Below are 14564 nucleotides of genomic sequence, written 5' to 3'. Positions count from 1 at the left end.
AAATCGCAATACTGCTGATTTTATTTCAAGATAAGATTTAGGAGGAACAAAAGATATTATGAAAAAAGGAAGCCCATACGGAACACACAGAGTTATTTCACCAAAGGGAGTATTACCACAGCCGGCAGATGTTATCGATAACACAATGGAGATCTATGACAACGAAGTTCTTATCGATGTACAGACTTTAAACATTGACTCCGCCAGCTTTACTCAGATTGAAGAACAGGCAAATCATGATGTAGAAGAAATCAAGAAAATCATGATGGGCATCGTTGAAAAGGCTGGGAAGCATAAGAACCCGGTTACTGGTTCAGGCGGAATGCTGATCGGTACTGTAAAGGAAATCGGACCTGCTTATGAAGGCGATTTAAAGGTAGGAGATAAGATTGCAACACTGGTTTCTCTTTCCCTTACTCCACTTAAGATTGATGAAATCATTGAAGTAAGACCTGACATCGACCAGGTTGACATCAAAGGACAGGCTATCTTGTTCCAGAGTGGCTTATATGCTAAACTTCCGACAGATATTCCAGAAGGACTTGCATTGTCCGCTTTAGACGTAGCCGGTGCTCCTGCTCAGACAGCTAAGTTTGTTAAGCCTGGAGATACAGTAGTAATCGTTGGAGGCGGCGGAAAGTCCGGTCTTCTTGTTACGTATGAAGCAAAGAAGAGAGCTGGCATTACAGGTAATGTAATCTGCATCGACGGATTTGATAAGTCATTAGACAGAGCAAAGAAATTAGGCTATGCTGACCACTATGTACTTGCTGACGCAACAGATGCTGTTGGCATTTACGATAAAGTTATGGAATTAACAGACGGAAAATTAGCAGACTTAGTTATCAACTGCGTAAACATTGAAAACACTGAAATGTCTTGTATCCTTGCTTGTAAAGACAATGGCCTTGTATACTTCTTCTCAATGGCTACAAGCTTCACAAAGGCTGCTCTTGGCGCTGAAGGTGTTGGTAAAGATATCGACATGATCGTAGGTAACGGATATTGCAAGGGTCATGCTGAAATCACACTTCAGATTTTGAGAGAAAGCGAACCAATCAGAAAGATGTTCCAGGAACTGTACGCATAATTTGAAGGCACCAATGAAAAAGTGTTGCTTGAATTAGACGAAAACAACAAAACCTTGGGGAAGGTTAAAAATTTGCTGATTTTATATATAAATAGAGTTCGATTATATTTTTAATTTTACAATGAAAAGGAGAAAGTCAAATGGCTGAGAGAAGAAATTGGAAAGACATTCCTCTATGGAAAGATGTTACTGATGAACAGTGGAATGACTGGCACTGGCAGGTTGCAAACAGATTAAACAGTGTTGAAGACATTAAGCAGGTAGTAAAATTAACTGCAAAAGAAGAAGAAGACATCAAAAAGGTAATGGCTGGATTCAGAGTAGGTATCACACCTTACTATGCTTCTTTGATGGATCCGGAAAACGAAAGCTGCCCAATCAGAATGCAGGCTGTACCTACACTGGCAGAAACGCACAGAAGTGATGCAGACATGCTTGACCCGCTGCATGAGGATGAAGATTCCCCGGCTCCTGGGTTAACTCACAGATATCCGGACAGAGTTTTATTCTTAATCACTGACCAATGTTCCATGTACTGCAGACACTGCACAAGAAGAAGACTTGCAGGAGAAACAGACGGAGCAAGATCAAAGGAAGATATCGATGCATGTATCGCATACATCAAGAAGACTCCTGTTGTAAGAGACGTACTTCTTTCAGGCGGCGACTGCTTATGCGTTGAAGATGATATTCTTGAATACATCATCAGCGAATTAAGAAAGATTCCACATGTTGAAATCGTAAGATTAGGATCAAGAACTCCTGTTGTTATGCCACAGAGAATTACAGACAATCTGGTTAACATGCTGAAGAAGTATCACCCAATCTGGTTAAATACACACTTCAATCATCCAAAGGAAATGACACCGGAAGCAATGGAAGCTCTGAGAAAGCTTGCTGACGCAGGTATTCCTCTAGGTAACCAGTCCGTTCTTCTTAGAGGTGTAAACGATGACGTACATGTAATGAGAAATCTGGTACATCACTTAGTAAAGAACAGAGTAAGACCTTATTACATTTATCAGTGCGACCTTTCATTAGGTATCGAACACTTCAGAACTCCGGTATCTAAGGGTATCGAAATCATTGAAGGCCTGAGAGGACATACTTCAGGCTATGCAGTACCGACATTTGTAGTAGACGCTCCTGGTGGCGGCGGAAAGACTCCGGTAATGCCTCAGTATGTCATTTCACAGACTCCTGATAAGGTAATCTTGAGAAACTACGAAGGCGTTATCACGACTTACACTGAACCAGTAGGCTTACCTCCGCTTCAGTGCAGCTATGAGAACTGCAAGAACGTAGCAGATTACCACTATGAAGGTGTTGCAGGTCTTGAACAGGGCGAAAGAATGTCCATGGAACCACAGGGACTTCTTCGTCACGAAAGAAATAAGCATAAATAAGTATAACCTTTCAAACGGTATACAATAAGGAATGACATGAATATATGCACCGAGCCGCTTGCTTAAGCAGCAAGGTGCATGTGTTTTCATGTTATATAAATGAGAAATGAGAACGTTATGGGCTTACTAGATAAATTACAGGATAAATATAAAACGCTTTCTATTGTAGGAATGTCTAAAAATGCCGGAAAGACCACAGCTTTAAATTACATCATTGAAGAAGCCATGGACGAAGGGATGATTTTGGGCATTACATCTACGGGAAGAGACGGCGAAACGGTGGATTTGGTAACCGGAACAGAGAAACCCAGAGTGTTTTTGGATACGGGAACAATTGTTTCGATACCGAAACAGCTTTATGAGCTTGCAGAAGCAGGTCTTGAAATATTGAAAATGAGCAAATATTCTACAGCTCTCGGACAGCTTTTACTGTGCCGGGTCGTGGAAAGCGGATATGTTCAGATTGCAGGACCGGTCAGTACGGTGGAGCATAGAGAAATGTGCAAGGAAATGCTTTCTTTGGGAGCGGAGCTTATTCTCATTGACGGTGCTATAGACAGAAAGTCCATAGCTGCACCGGAAACCTCAGATGCAATCATTCTTTCCACTGGTGCGGTACTTTCAAGAAGCCTGAACAGAGTGGTCGATGAGACTGCCCACACCCTTGAATTATACAGCCTGCCTATAATTGAAAATCAATTTATCAGAGAGACGATTGAAGATAAAAACAAAAAAGAAAATGTGCTTATTTTTTCCGGAAATAAAGTAAAAAAACTTGACTTAAAAACAGGTCTTGGTGCCAGCAGAATTATTGACAGTGTTATTAATGCGGAGACAGATCATATTTACATTCCGGGAGCATTAACAGACAGCGTTGTGGCAGATATTCACCCCAAAAAGTTTAAACAGGTCAAGTTTGTGTTAAAGGATCCCACAAAAATTTTTATCGATTCCATTAAATGGGGTCAATTAAAAAAACAGGGCTTTTGTGTGGAAGTTCTTCAGAACATAAAGGTTGCGGCAATTACCGTAAATCCTTATGCTCCGCTGGGGTATTCTTTTGAACACAAGGCACTGGTTGACGCTATGAAGGCAGCGGTAGGAGATATTCCTGTGGTTGATGTGAAGTATAATGCTTGTTAAGTAATCAATAAGTTTAAGGAGGTATTAGACAGATGAGACTGGCGAACGTGAAGACGAGAAAGGAAACTGGACTGAGTTATGTTATGCAGAGTATCTACACTGCAACTCCTTTTGGCACAAAGATTATGAAAGAGCTGGAGCCGTATATGCCGGGACAGGAGGAAGCACTTGAGAGAGAATTTTCCAAAATGGAGCAGATCTCCAAGATGCTGAATCAAAAACCGAAATTAAAAGACATTTTATATGAATGCTTTATGGAAACAAAGGACTGCACCTATACGCTGGAAAGATCCGGAAACAGTACACTGTCTGTCGTAGAACTTTTTGAACTGAAAAGTCTGCTGATCATAATGGAAAAGATAAGAAAGCTTTTACTGGAAAATCAAGAATATGTTTTGAAAGAATTCATGCTGGATAATATTGAGGAAATTCTCAATACGCTGGATCCCGGTGAAGAACGGATAAACACCTTTTACATATATGACCAGTTTTCTGAAAATCTGGGCCCGTTGAGGAAGCAAAAGCGTGAATACGAGATTGCTGCCCGCAAGGCACAAAAGAAAACCAAAATGTATTTGGAAGAAAAATATAATCTGGATATAACACCTAAATTTGAATGTATTGTTTCAAAAATGAAAGTGGAACAGGTTGAAAAGCTCAAAACGATTCCTGAACTACTGATAAAAGATCAGGATTACGTAAACATTACGTTCGGGGTCAAGCCCTCTGAGGAGGCTGACCGGCTGATCACTAAAATGAATCAGTTGACGGAGCAGATCGAAGAGGAAGAGCTGAAAGTACGTGAACAGTTATCAAAAGAAATCTATAAGAATAAAAACCTGATTTCAGGAAATTGTAGTAAGATGGGGCAGCTGGATTTTACAATGGGTAAGGTCGTATATGCCGAAGAACATCACTGCATCCGGCCTGAAATTGTGAAGGAGCATATATTAGAGTTTAAAGAAGGCAGACATCTGGAGGTCGAAGACATTTTAATATCCAAAGGCAAAAAGTATTGTCCTGTAAGCATGTCTCTTGCAGACGGCGTTTCCTGCATAACGGGGGCGAATATGGGCGGCAAGACCGTCAGCCTTAAGTTGGCAGGGCTGGTTCAGCTACTGACTCAGTACGGTTTTTTTGTCCCTTGCGATTGGGCCAAAGTGGGACTGTGCAATTTTATTCAGATTTTGATTGGGGACAGTCAGAGTCTGGAAAGAGGCCTTTCCAGCTTTGGAAGTGAAATGGAAGAACTGAAAGAAATATTGGACAACAGCAAATCCCAGTCGTTGATTCTTATTGACGAAATTGCTAGCGGCACAAATCCTGTTGAGGGATTGGCACTGACCAGAAGTTTAATCGAATATCTGCAAGAAAGACCTTATATAACTCTGATAACGACCCATTTTGACAATTTGTCACAAAGGAGCATGGTCAAGACCATGCAGGTCATAGGGCTTGAAAACGCTGATTTTAATAGACTGGATAAGGAAATTAAATATGCGGATAGAAAAGAACGTATTAATATTATTTCCAGATATATGGATTATAGATTAAAGACTGTGGAGCGGGAGGAAGAGATTCCGAAGGATGCTCTGAACATTGCAAAAATATTGGGACTAAATGATGAAATCATCAATAGAGCCAAAGAGTTTATTAAATAAGTTATTTTTATTGCACCTATTTTTCCATCGGTGAAAAATAAAGCAAAGAGGAGGAATGAAAAGGATGGCAGCAAATAAGCTAAACTTAGATCCAAAGAAAGTTGACAGTGCACGTTCAAGCGCAGCAAGAATTGCACAGAGTATGCAGGAATTCATTGACAGACATACTACGGTAAGTACAGAGAGAACTGTTCTGCGTCTTTTGGGAATTGACGGAATTGACGAAGTAGAAACTCCGCTTCCAAATGTTGTAGTAGACCAGATTAAAGAGGCAGGCGGACTTCCTACCGGCGTGGCTTATTGGATAGGCAATGCCATGATTCAGACGGGTCTTGCCCCGCAGGAAATTGCAGAAAAAATGGCGGCAGGTCAGTTGGAGATCACAAAGCTTCCGATGGCTTCCAAAGAAGATGCAGAAGCGAAGATCATGCCTGTTGTACTTGCAACATTAGACAAGATTAAAGCTCAGACTGCAAAGAGAAATGAATATCTTGACAAATTAGGCGAAGGAAAAAGACCGTACCTGTATGTAATCGTAGCTACCGGTAACATCTATGAAGACGTTACACAGGCTCAGGCTGCTGCAAGACAGGGTGCGGATATCATCGCTGTAATCAGAACAACGGCACAGAGCTTGCTGGACTATGTTCCTTACGGCCCTACTACGGAAGGTTTCGGCGGTACGTATGCTACTCAGGAAAACTTCAGAATTATGAGAAAAGCATTGGATGAGGTGGGCGAAGAAGTTGGAAGATACATTCGATTATGTAACTATTCATCTGGTCTATGCATGCCTGAAATCGCTGCAATGGGTGCTATCGAGAGACTTGACGTTATGTTGAATGACGCCATTTACGGTATTCTGTTCAGAGATATCAATATGCAGAGAACACTGGTCGACCAGTTCTTCTCCAGAGTAATCATCGGTTACTGCGATATTATCTTTAACTCCGGTGAAGATAACTACCTGACTACAGATGATGCGTATGAAGCAGCACATACGGTAACAGCTTCCCAGTTCATTAACGAACAGTTCGCTGTTATTGCTAATGTAAAAGAAGGCCAGATGGGTCTTGGACATGCCTTTGAAATGGATCCGGATATGGAGAACGGTTTCTTATATGAATTAGCTCAGGCAGAAATGGCGAAAGAAATCTTCCCGAACGCTTCATTGAAGTATATGCCTCCGACAAAGTTCATGACAGGAAACATCTTTAAGGGACACATTCAGGATGCACTGTTCAATTTAATTTCAATTTGGACAGGTCAATCATTACAGCTGTTAGGTATGCCTACAGAAGCAATTCACACCCCACACATGCACGACAGATACCTTTCAATCGAAAATGCTCAGTATATTTTCAATAATGCAAGAGATCTGGGCAGCGAAGTTGAATTCAAGAAGGATGGTATCATCCAGAAGAGAGCTCAGGAAGTTCTTGACAAGGCAGACAAGCTTCTGCATCAGGTAGAAGAAGAAAGCCTGTTTACAACGATTGAAAAAGGTATTTTTGGCGGCGTTAAGAGACCTAGAGACGGCGGAAAAGGTCTTGACGGCGTATGCGTGAAGGGTGAAGGGTACTTCAATCCATTCATTCCACTAATGATGGGAGGTGCAAAATAATGACTTGTAATTGCAACACAGCGAATAACAATATTGATTTAACAAAGGTTAAACCTTATGGCGACACACTAAATGACGGACAGATGGAATTTGCATTTACATTACCGGTTCCTTTTGGTGAAGAAGCCAGTGAAGCAGCTAAAAACTATGTAAAACAGATGGGCGTTACGGAACCGAACTGCGTATATTCCAAAGATATGGGCGGCGGATTCACCTTCTTCATCGTATACGGAAAGGCTCAGCACACAATCGACTATACGACCATTAAAGTTCCAAAGGTTGATGTAGAGATCATGGACAGAGTTGCGTGCGGAGAATACATTGAACAGAATATCAAGAGAGAAGTTGTAATGGTCGGAGCCAGCACAGGTACAGATGCCCATACGGTAGGTATCGATGCTATCATGAATATGAAGGGCTTCCACGGACACTTTGGTCTTGAAAGATTCAAAAATGTTAAAGCCATCAACATGGGAAGCCAGGTTCCGAATGAAGAACTGATTGCCAAGGCTATCGAAGTAAAGGCGGATGCTATTCTGGTTTCTCAGACTGTAACGCAGAAAGATGTTCATATCCAGAACTTGACGAATATGGTTGAACTGATGGAAGCAGAAGGCCTGAGAGATAAGATCCTTCTGATCTGCGGCGGACCTAGAATCTCTCATGAGCTCGCTCAGGAATTGGGCTATGATGCCGGATTCGGACCGCATACGTATGCAGAGCATGTAGCTTCGTATGTAATCACGGAAATTGTTAAGCGAGGCAGAATTTAATACAATATTTGGGCTTTCAAAGCAAGGTACAGCTAGAGAGACGCTATATATGGTATTTCTCTAGCTGTTTTTACTGTTTTCCAAATGTTGACATAACAGAAGAAGGGTGTATAATAGTACAGTAGGCAGTACAAATAATTTGTTGCTGTATGTATATTTATGTGTTAAAAAGCCAATTATACATCCGTTATTTATAATTTTACATAGGCAACCCTTTATATGTATTTGTCAATTAACCTTGTCAAATTAAATCTAGAGAGGAGTTGTTTTTATGTTTAAAAAACTAACAAATGGTTGTGTTACTTTAGTTAACAGATTCCTTCCGGACCCGTTTATTTTTTGCATTATTTTAACAATTGTAGTATTTGTTGCTGCAATACCGTTGGCAGGACTTACGCCAATGGAAACAGTCAATGCATGGGGAGGCGGAGTTTGGGGATTATTATCCTTCTCTATGCAGATGGCTTTGGTGCTGGTTCTGGGAAGTGCTTTTGCCAATGCGCCATCCATAAAGAAAATTGTATCTAAGGTAGCGTCTCTGGCTAAAAGTCCCACGCAAGGAATCATTGTGGTAACTTTTTTTTCGTTGATTGCGTGTTGGATCAACTGGGGATTCGGATTGGTAATCGGAGCAATTTTGGCAAAAGAGATTGCAAGGCAGGTAGAAGGTATTGACTATCGATTGCTGATAGCTTCGGCATATTCCGGCTTTGTTATATGGCATGCCGGTTTTTCAGGTTCGATTCCATTAGCTCTGGCTACTCCGGGGAAAGAAGCGCTGATGGCGGCTACTGGAGGAGCGGTTTCCGAGCCGATTTCTACAAGCCTGACGATATTTGCACCATACAATCTGATTATGGTTCTAGTCATTTTGGTTTGTCTTCCGTTTATCAACGCAAAGATGCATCCGTCTCCGGATCAAGTTGTGACTGTGGACAGAAACCTTTTAGTAGAGGATAAAGCAGAATATAAAGTTCCGGTAACTCCTGCAGAGAAAATTGAGAACAGCCCTATTATGTCGATGATTATTGCAGCAGCAGGGATCATTTATCTGATTGTTTATTTTGCAGGCAACGGATTTAATATAACTTTGAACATTGTAAATTTATTATTTTTAGTTTTAGGTATTATATGCCACAAGACTCCCATTAATTATGTAATAGCAATAACAGAGGCAACCAAAGGAGCGGCGGGAATTATACTGCAATTCCCATTTTATTCGGGAATCATGACAATAATGACGACAACCAGTGCAGCTACCGGATTGTCTTTGGCTGCTGTAATTAGTAATTGGTTTGTTTCAATAGCAACGCCTATAACTTTCCCCTTGTTTACATTCCTCTCTGCGGGTATCGTGAACTTCTTTGTTCCATCAGGCGGAGGTCAATGGGCTGTACAAGGTCCTATCATGATGCCTGCGGGGCAGGCTCTGGGAGTAAGTCCGGCTTTGACTGGAATGGGTATTGCTTGGGGCGATGCTTGGACCAATATGATTCAGCCTTTCTGGGCGTTGCCAGCGTTGGGTATCGCAGGGCTTTCCGCCAGAGATATTATGGGCTATTGCTTGATTACCCTGTTTTTCTCAGGAATCGTTGTCTGCGGCGGATTCTTAATTGTTGGAATACTGGGGATAGCATAAATTTATTAACCGGCAACATATAGCTATAGCTTATTTGCAAATAATATAGTATTGACTTCTTATATCTGTAGGTCAATAGAAATTAATTAATTTAAAGAAAGGTCGTGTTTTTGATGATTAATAAGATCAGAACAGCCGAAGAAGCAGTCGCAGATATTAAAGACGGCGCATCCATTATGGTTGCTGGCTTCTTAGGCACAGGTACTCCTGAAATTTTGATTGATGCTCTTGTAAAAAAGGGTGTTAAGCATTTAACAATTATTGCGAACGATGGTGGTCTGCCGGAAGCAGTCACAGGAACTACGGACAGAGGTGTTGCAAAGTTACTTTCAGCCGGTATGGTGGATCATATCATTGCTTCCCACGTAGGCATGAACCCAATCATCGGTAAGGGCATGAATGAAGGAACCTTACAGTGCACACTGGTTCCGCAGGGAACTCTGGCAGAAAAAATCAGAGCCGCCGGAGCCGGACTGGGCGGTGTTTTAACGCCGACAGGAGTAGGTACTATTATTCAGACCGGAGAAAAGGTCTCCACCGGAGAAAGAGAAATTTCAATTTCCGAGAAAAAAGAAGTGCTCAATATAGATGGCAAAGACTATCTTCTTGAAAAACCGCTTCATGCAGATTTTGCATTTTGCAGAGCTTCCATCTGCGACAACTATGGAAACTTCTCCTGCAAAAAAGCGACCAAGAACTTTAACCATGTAATGGCTATGGCAGCAGATACAGTACTCCTTGCTTCAGAAAAAATTGTTGAAGTAGGTGAGGTAGATGTAGATACATTTACTACTGCCGGCGTATATGTAAAATATATTGTAGGAGGGGAAGAACCATGGCAGATTTAAAAACAAGAATTGCTAAAAGAGCAGCAAAAGAATTTAAAGACGGCGATGTAGCAAACTTAGGTATCGGCCTTCCTACAAAGGTAGCCGATTATCTTCCGGAAGGTGTACACATTATGCTGCACTCTGAAAACGGATTTACCGGATTGGCAGGAGCTGCCGAAAAGGGTAAAGAAGATGTGGATGTAATCAACTCCGGCGGCGGATATGTAACTTATATTCCATCTGGAAACTTCTTCGGATCAGAAGAAAGCTTTTCCATCATCCGAGGCGGACATGTGGACGCTACCGTGTTGGGTGCCATGGAAGTGGATGAACACGGAAATCTGGCAAACTGGATCGTTCCGGGAAAGATGGTAGCCGGTATGGGCGGAGCCATGGACCTGGTAGTAGGAGCTAAAAAAGTAATCATTGCTATGCTTCATACTCAGAAGGGTGCGCATAAGATCTTGAAAGAATGCACACTGCCATATACAGCATTAAAAGTGGTAGATATGATTATTACAGAGATGGGCGTCATGGAAGTAACAGATAAGGGTATCATGCTTACTGAATTACATCCGGACTATACATTGGATGACATCAAGGCTGCAACAGGCTGCGAGCTGATTATCAGCCCAGACTTAAAGCCAATGGAAGAAGAATAAGAAACGTATTAAAACCGATTAGTCTTAAAACTAATCGGTTTTTTTTCAGTTGTTAACATTTACCAGGTTATGTAGTATAATATAATTTGTGTAGTTATATATGGAGTACAATGTATAAGGAGGTTCTTATGTCTATGAGTGAAAACGGAGACAGCAGAGAGATTGTCTCAAAAACCAGTGCGGACGAGATGGAGATCTTGGTTTTTACCATACAGGATCAGGTTTTTGGGGTAGATGTATTGCAGGTAAGAGAAATCCTAATGCCGTCTCCGGTTGATAAAGTTCCTCATGGGCACCCATCCGTTGAAGGAGTGTACATGCCCAGAGATATACTGATCACGGTGATCAATCTGGCAGATTATTTAGGTATTGGTTCGAATCCTGAAGAAAAGACGTTGTTCATTGTTGCGGATGCAGAGAGGCTCAACGCAGCGTTCAGAGTAAACAGAGTGCTTGGAATTGAACGGATTTCTGCGGATCATATCGAAAAAGCAGAAGCCTCTTTTGGAAGACAGGGTGTTTTGACCGGTATCGTCCGTGTAAATGGAAAGCTTATTTCTCTCATCAATTTCGCTGAAGTGGTGGAGGATATAGCCCCATAATATAAGAATAGGAGGATTATATTATGAAGTTTCAAATTATAGATGCTTTTTCCGATAAGATTTTCGGGGGGAATCCCGCAGGCGTTGTTTTGCTTGATGAAGGTCAGACCTTTCCTCCTGATGATACCATGCTCAAAACAGCCGCAGAATTGCGCTATTCCGAAACGGCTTTTATCAAACAGCTGGCTCCGGAGAAGTTTCAAATTCGCTATTTTACACCGGCAGCAGAAGTAGATTTGTGCGGCCATGCTACTATCGGTTCCTTCGGTGCCATGGCAGAATGGAACATGGTTTCTGCTAATGGAAGCTATACCCTAGAAACCATGGCAGGAAGCTTGAAAATTGAAATAAAAGACGGTTTTGTTTTCATGGAAATGGGCGAACCTGTGAATAAGGGCGTAATCCATGAGGAAAAGAAAAAAGCAGAGCTGGCAGCTGTGATGGGAATTGGAGCCGAGGATATTATCATGGATCCCGGTCTGGTTTCCACAGGACTTCCGGACATTATGATGGGCGTCTCTTCAAAGGAAGTGTTAAATCATATAAAACCGGATTTTGCAGCCTTGTCCAAGTTGTCCGAATCGTACCAAGTGACGGGAGTTCATGCTTTTTCTCTGTCGGAAAACGGGGAATCCACAGCGGATTGCAGAAACTTTGCTCCCTTATATGACATAGATGAGGAAGCGGCTACCGGGACTTCAAACGGAGCATTGACCTTCTATTTATATGAGAAAGGAATCATAAAACCGGATCAGACCAATCTGTTCGTTCAGGGAGAATCCATGAAAAGACCTTCAAAGATCATGAGCAGGCTCTCCATAGCAGATGGGAAACCGAAGATTTATGTAGGCGGTGTTTATAAGAAACTGGCCGAAGGTGAAATATATATTTAACTGGTACATATCAAAAGGACAGCACGCATCGCTGTCCTTTTAAAGTTTACCCGGTTTTTCTGAACAGGGTATTATGATGCTATCTCAAATGCTTCTCCAATAAATCCACGAACACATCAATAGATTCCGCCTTAGGGAATAAGGCTCTGGCATTCGTGCTGCTCCCACCGCCTTTTCCCTGATAAATCGGAGCATTCTCCTTGACCAGCTTACCGCAATCGAGCCTTCCGTCAGAAAACAAAAGGACGGTTTTATCCTTTCGGGATACGAGGAGAAGCAATAGGGAAAGCTCCGGAATCAACGGCCTGCCTATATTTAATAAATCATCAATTTTCATGTCATCATATTCTTTCACAAAAAGATGCTGCTTTGAAGGATTCAGCGTTTTTAACTCATCGGATATAGAAGAGAGCCTGTCCCGTATAAGTGCCTGCTTTAATGTATAGAGCTCCGTTCGCACGGCTCTTGCCTTATCTTCCTGAACGGCCATTTTGTCCAGCAAATCCCCGGTACCCGCAGAATACCTTTTACTGAGATAGGAAAAGATTTCCTGATACTGATTGAAGATATCCATAGCTTTTCTGCCGGCCTCACAGTAAATGCGGAACATTCCCTTGTAGCTTTCCACCTTCAAAATTTTTATCAGACCGACCTGACCTGCCGTATCGGGATGGGTTCCGCAGCATGCTACGCAGTCTGCTGGATTTTCCGTATCCCCAATGCAGACAATGGAAATATCTTGATCCAGTACCAGCATTTTTCTAAGGGGCAGAGCGGCAGCTTCCTCACGGGTGTCGAAGTGCTTTATAGTTACGGGAGCATTGGACCAGATGACTTGATTGGCAAGAGCCTCCGCCCTTTGAGCCATCTCCCAGGTCAGCTCCTTTATTTCCGGCATGGTTTCCAGACTGATATCAATGGTCATATAGTGCTCTCCCATATGAAATCCCTTGTTGATACCGCCGTATTCCCGATACAGAATTCCGGAAAGAATATGCTCCCCACAATGTCTCTGCATGTTTAAAAACCGGTGTTCCCAGTCTATTTCACAGATGGCCTCCTCCCCGATATTCCATACGATATTGCTGTGATTATTTTGTATTTGATGAAAGACCAATCCGTCCTTTTCATATACGTCCGAGACTTCTAAATCATTGATTTTTCCCTTGTCACAGCTTTGACCGCCGCCGGTGGGAAAGAAAATGGTTTGATCCAGAATCAGACAGATAGTATTTTCAGATTGAGTTATCTCAACTATTTTGGATGTACATTTTTTTAAATATTGATTTTTTTGATAGAGCTTATCCGTATTCATAAAATTTCTCCTCACAATTATGAAATTATTATAACACAAACGAGTAATTCTGTTATATAATAATTTTGAAGATGTACTAGTTTGCTCTTATATCCAAGCAAAGGAATAGGACAAAAAGCTTCCTGCATATATATAGGCAGGAGGGCGGAAAAATATGAGAGTAAACAATAAAGTAAATAAATTAAAATATATTGTTTGCATAGTGACTATTTGCTTTATAATAGCGGCTGTGCCAATGTACCACGATGTGCAAAGAAGCGTGGAAAGAATTACATCTGCGGATGTCATTATCATAGATCCCGGACACGGCGGGATGGATGGCGGAGCAGAGAGTGCAAATGGTGTGTCTGAAAAAAATATCAATTTAGCAATTTCAAAGGAAATAGAGCGGCTTGCCAAAGCAGACGGCTGGAATGTTATCCTGACCAGAAATGAGGATATCAGCCTTGGGGAAGATGCAAAAGGTGCTATAAGAAGTAAAAAGACAAAGGATTTGCTGGAAAGAAAGAGAATTATTTCAGAGGTAAAGCCTACTGCCACGGTGAGCATTCATTTAAACAGTTTTAAAGAGGATCGGAGCGTACATGGAGCACAGGTATTTTATCCGTCCGGTTCCGAGCAGGAACCTGTCATCGCAGAGAGCAAACGCCTGGCGGAAATTGTTCAGAAATCCTTAAGTGAAGGCATAGACGATGGAACAGAACGGGTTGCGCTCAGCAAATCCGGTGTGCTGATTCTGAAAAATCCAAGCTCGCCGATTATTATTGTGGAATGTGGATTCTTATCAAACCATCAGGAAGCAAAGCTTTTGCAGAGCAAAGAATATCAGAGCAAAGTTGCTTCCTGTATTTATGCGGGAATCATGACGTTCAGTAATAAAGAGGCAAAAAGGGACATAAAAATTCGTGACAGCCTATAAAAAAACG

General features: G+C 41.8%; 13 protein-coding genes. 12 read left to right on the top strand and 1 reads right to left on the bottom strand.

Annotated elements, in window-relative coordinates:
- Positions 1 to 58 precede the first annotated feature (58 nt).
- The 11 genes from kdd (at position 59) to EQM06_RS11610 (ending at position 12323) form a co-directional block, all read left to right on the top strand.
- Entirely contained in the window at positions 59 to 1090 is a 1032-nt protein-coding gene (gene kdd, locus EQM06_RS11660; RefSeq protein ID WP_128746533.1) for an L-erythro-3,5-diaminohexanoate dehydrogenase, read from the top strand.
- A 140-nt stretch (positions 1091 to 1230) separates the two neighbouring features.
- On the top strand, positions 1231 to 2496 hold the full coding sequence (gene kamA, locus EQM06_RS11655) for a lysine 2,3-aminomutase (protein WP_128746532.1): 1266 nt from the start codon (positions 1231 to 1233) through the stop codon (positions 2494 to 2496).
- Positions 2497 to 2613: 117 nt separating this feature from the next.
- On the top strand, positions 2614 to 3639 hold the full coding sequence (gene kamB, locus EQM06_RS11650) for a lysine 5,6-aminomutase reactivase subunit KamB (RefSeq protein ID WP_205666553.1): 1026 nt from the start codon (positions 2614 to 2616) through the stop codon (positions 3637 to 3639).
- 32 nt (positions 3640 to 3671) lie between these two features.
- Positions 3672 to 5300 carry a lysine 5,6-aminomutase reactivase ATPase KamC gene (gene kamC / locus EQM06_RS11645; protein WP_128746530.1) on the top strand — a complete coding sequence of 543 codons (1629 nt, stop codon included), beginning with the start codon at positions 3672 to 3674 and terminating at the stop codon, positions 5298 to 5300.
- Between the two features lie 64 nt (positions 5301 to 5364).
- Positions 5365 to 6924, top strand: a complete 1560-nt coding sequence (gene kamD, locus EQM06_RS11640; RefSeq protein ID WP_128746529.1) for a lysine 5,6-aminomutase subunit alpha — start codon at positions 5365 to 5367, stop codon at positions 6922 to 6924.
- Complete coding sequence (gene kamE / locus EQM06_RS11635) at positions 6924 to 7697, top strand: lysine 5,6-aminomutase subunit beta (RefSeq protein ID WP_128746528.1); 774 nt, start codon at positions 6924 to 6926, stop codon at positions 7695 to 7697. Before kamD ends, kamE begins: the two co-directional genes overlap by 1 nt.
- 271 nt (positions 7698 to 7968) lie before the next feature.
- Positions 7969 to 9336: a short-chain fatty acid transporter gene (locus EQM06_RS11630; RefSeq protein ID WP_128746527.1), complete on the top strand. Its 1368-nt coding sequence runs from the start codon at positions 7969 to 7971 to the stop codon at positions 9334 to 9336.
- Positions 9337 to 9449: 113 nt separating this feature from the next.
- Entirely contained in the window at positions 9450 to 10184 is a 735-nt protein-coding gene (locus EQM06_RS11625) for a CoA transferase subunit A (RefSeq protein ID WP_128746862.1), read from the top strand.
- On the top strand, positions 10172 to 10828 hold the full coding sequence (locus EQM06_RS11620) for a 3-oxoacid CoA-transferase subunit B (RefSeq protein ID WP_128746526.1): 657 nt from the start codon (positions 10172 to 10174) through the stop codon (positions 10826 to 10828). Before EQM06_RS11625 ends, EQM06_RS11620 begins: the two co-directional genes overlap by 13 nt.
- A 128-nt stretch (positions 10829 to 10956) precedes the next feature.
- Positions 10957 to 11430, top strand: coding sequence for a chemotaxis protein CheW (locus EQM06_RS11615; RefSeq protein ID WP_164914446.1), 474 nt, complete (start codon positions 10957 to 10959; stop codon positions 11428 to 11430).
- 23 nt (positions 11431 to 11453) lie between these two features.
- Positions 11454 to 12323 carry a PhzF family phenazine biosynthesis protein gene (locus EQM06_RS11610; RefSeq protein ID WP_128746524.1) on the top strand — a complete coding sequence of 290 codons (870 nt, stop codon included), beginning with the start codon at positions 11454 to 11456 and terminating at the stop codon, positions 12321 to 12323.
- A 79-nt stretch (positions 12324 to 12402) separates the two neighbouring features.
- Here the strand turns inward: EQM06_RS11610 and EQM06_RS11605 are convergent, their stop codons facing one another.
- Positions 12403 to 13638: an alanyl-tRNA editing protein gene (locus tag EQM06_RS11605; RefSeq protein WP_128746523.1), complete on the bottom strand. Its 1236-nt coding sequence runs from the start codon at positions 13636 to 13638 to the stop codon at positions 12403 to 12405.
- A 154-nt stretch (positions 13639 to 13792) separates the two neighbouring features.
- Between EQM06_RS11605 and EQM06_RS11600 the strand changes: the two genes are divergently transcribed.
- Complete coding sequence (locus tag EQM06_RS11600) at positions 13793 to 14557, top strand: N-acetylmuramoyl-L-alanine amidase (protein WP_128746522.1); 765 nt, start codon at positions 13793 to 13795, stop codon at positions 14555 to 14557.
- Positions 14558 to 14564 lie beyond the last annotated feature (7 nt).

Source organism: Aminipila luticellarii, assembly GCF_004103735.1.
In the GTDB taxonomy this organism is placed as follows: Bacteria; Bacillota; Clostridia; order Peptostreptococcales; family Anaerovoracaceae; genus Aminipila; species Aminipila luticellarii.
This window is presented reverse-complemented; position numbering and strand designations above follow the sequence as displayed.

Coding starts and splice junctions, on each gene's coding strand:
- kdd (WP_128746533.1), top strand. CDS start 59: ATGAAAAAAGGAAGCCCATACGGAACACACAGAGTTATTTCACCAAAG.
- kamA (WP_128746532.1), top strand. CDS start 1,231: ATGGCTGAGAGAAGAAATTGGAAAGACATTCCTCTATGGAAAGATGTT.
- kamB (WP_205666553.1), top strand. CDS start 2,614: ATGGGCTTACTAGATAAATTACAGGATAAATATAAAACGCTTTCTATT.
- kamC (WP_128746530.1), top strand. CDS start 3,672: ATGAGACTGGCGAACGTGAAGACGAGAAAGGAAACTGGACTGAGTTAT.
- kamD (WP_128746529.1), top strand. CDS start 5,365: ATGGCAGCAAATAAGCTAAACTTAGATCCAAAGAAAGTTGACAGTGCA.
- kamE (WP_128746528.1), top strand. CDS start 6,924: ATGACTTGTAATTGCAACACAGCGAATAACAATATTGATTTAACAAAG.
- EQM06_RS11630 (WP_128746527.1), top strand. CDS start 7,969: ATGTTTAAAAAACTAACAAATGGTTGTGTTACTTTAGTTAACAGATTC.
- EQM06_RS11625 (WP_128746862.1), top strand. CDS start 9,450: ATGATTAATAAGATCAGAACAGCCGAAGAAGCAGTCGCAGATATTAAA.
- EQM06_RS11620 (WP_128746526.1), top strand. CDS start 10,172: ATGGCAGATTTAAAAACAAGAATTGCTAAAAGAGCAGCAAAAGAATTT.
- EQM06_RS11615 (WP_164914446.1), top strand. CDS start 10,957: ATGTCTATGAGTGAAAACGGAGACAGCAGAGAGATTGTCTCAAAAACC.
- EQM06_RS11610 (WP_128746524.1), top strand. CDS start 11,454: ATGAAGTTTCAAATTATAGATGCTTTTTCCGATAAGATTTTCGGGGGG.
- EQM06_RS11605 (WP_128746523.1), bottom strand. CDS start 13,638: ATGAATACGGATAAGCTCTATCAAAAAAATCAATATTTAAAAAAATGT.
- EQM06_RS11600 (WP_128746522.1), top strand. CDS start 13,793: ATGAGAGTAAACAATAAAGTAAATAAATTAAAATATATTGTTTGCATA.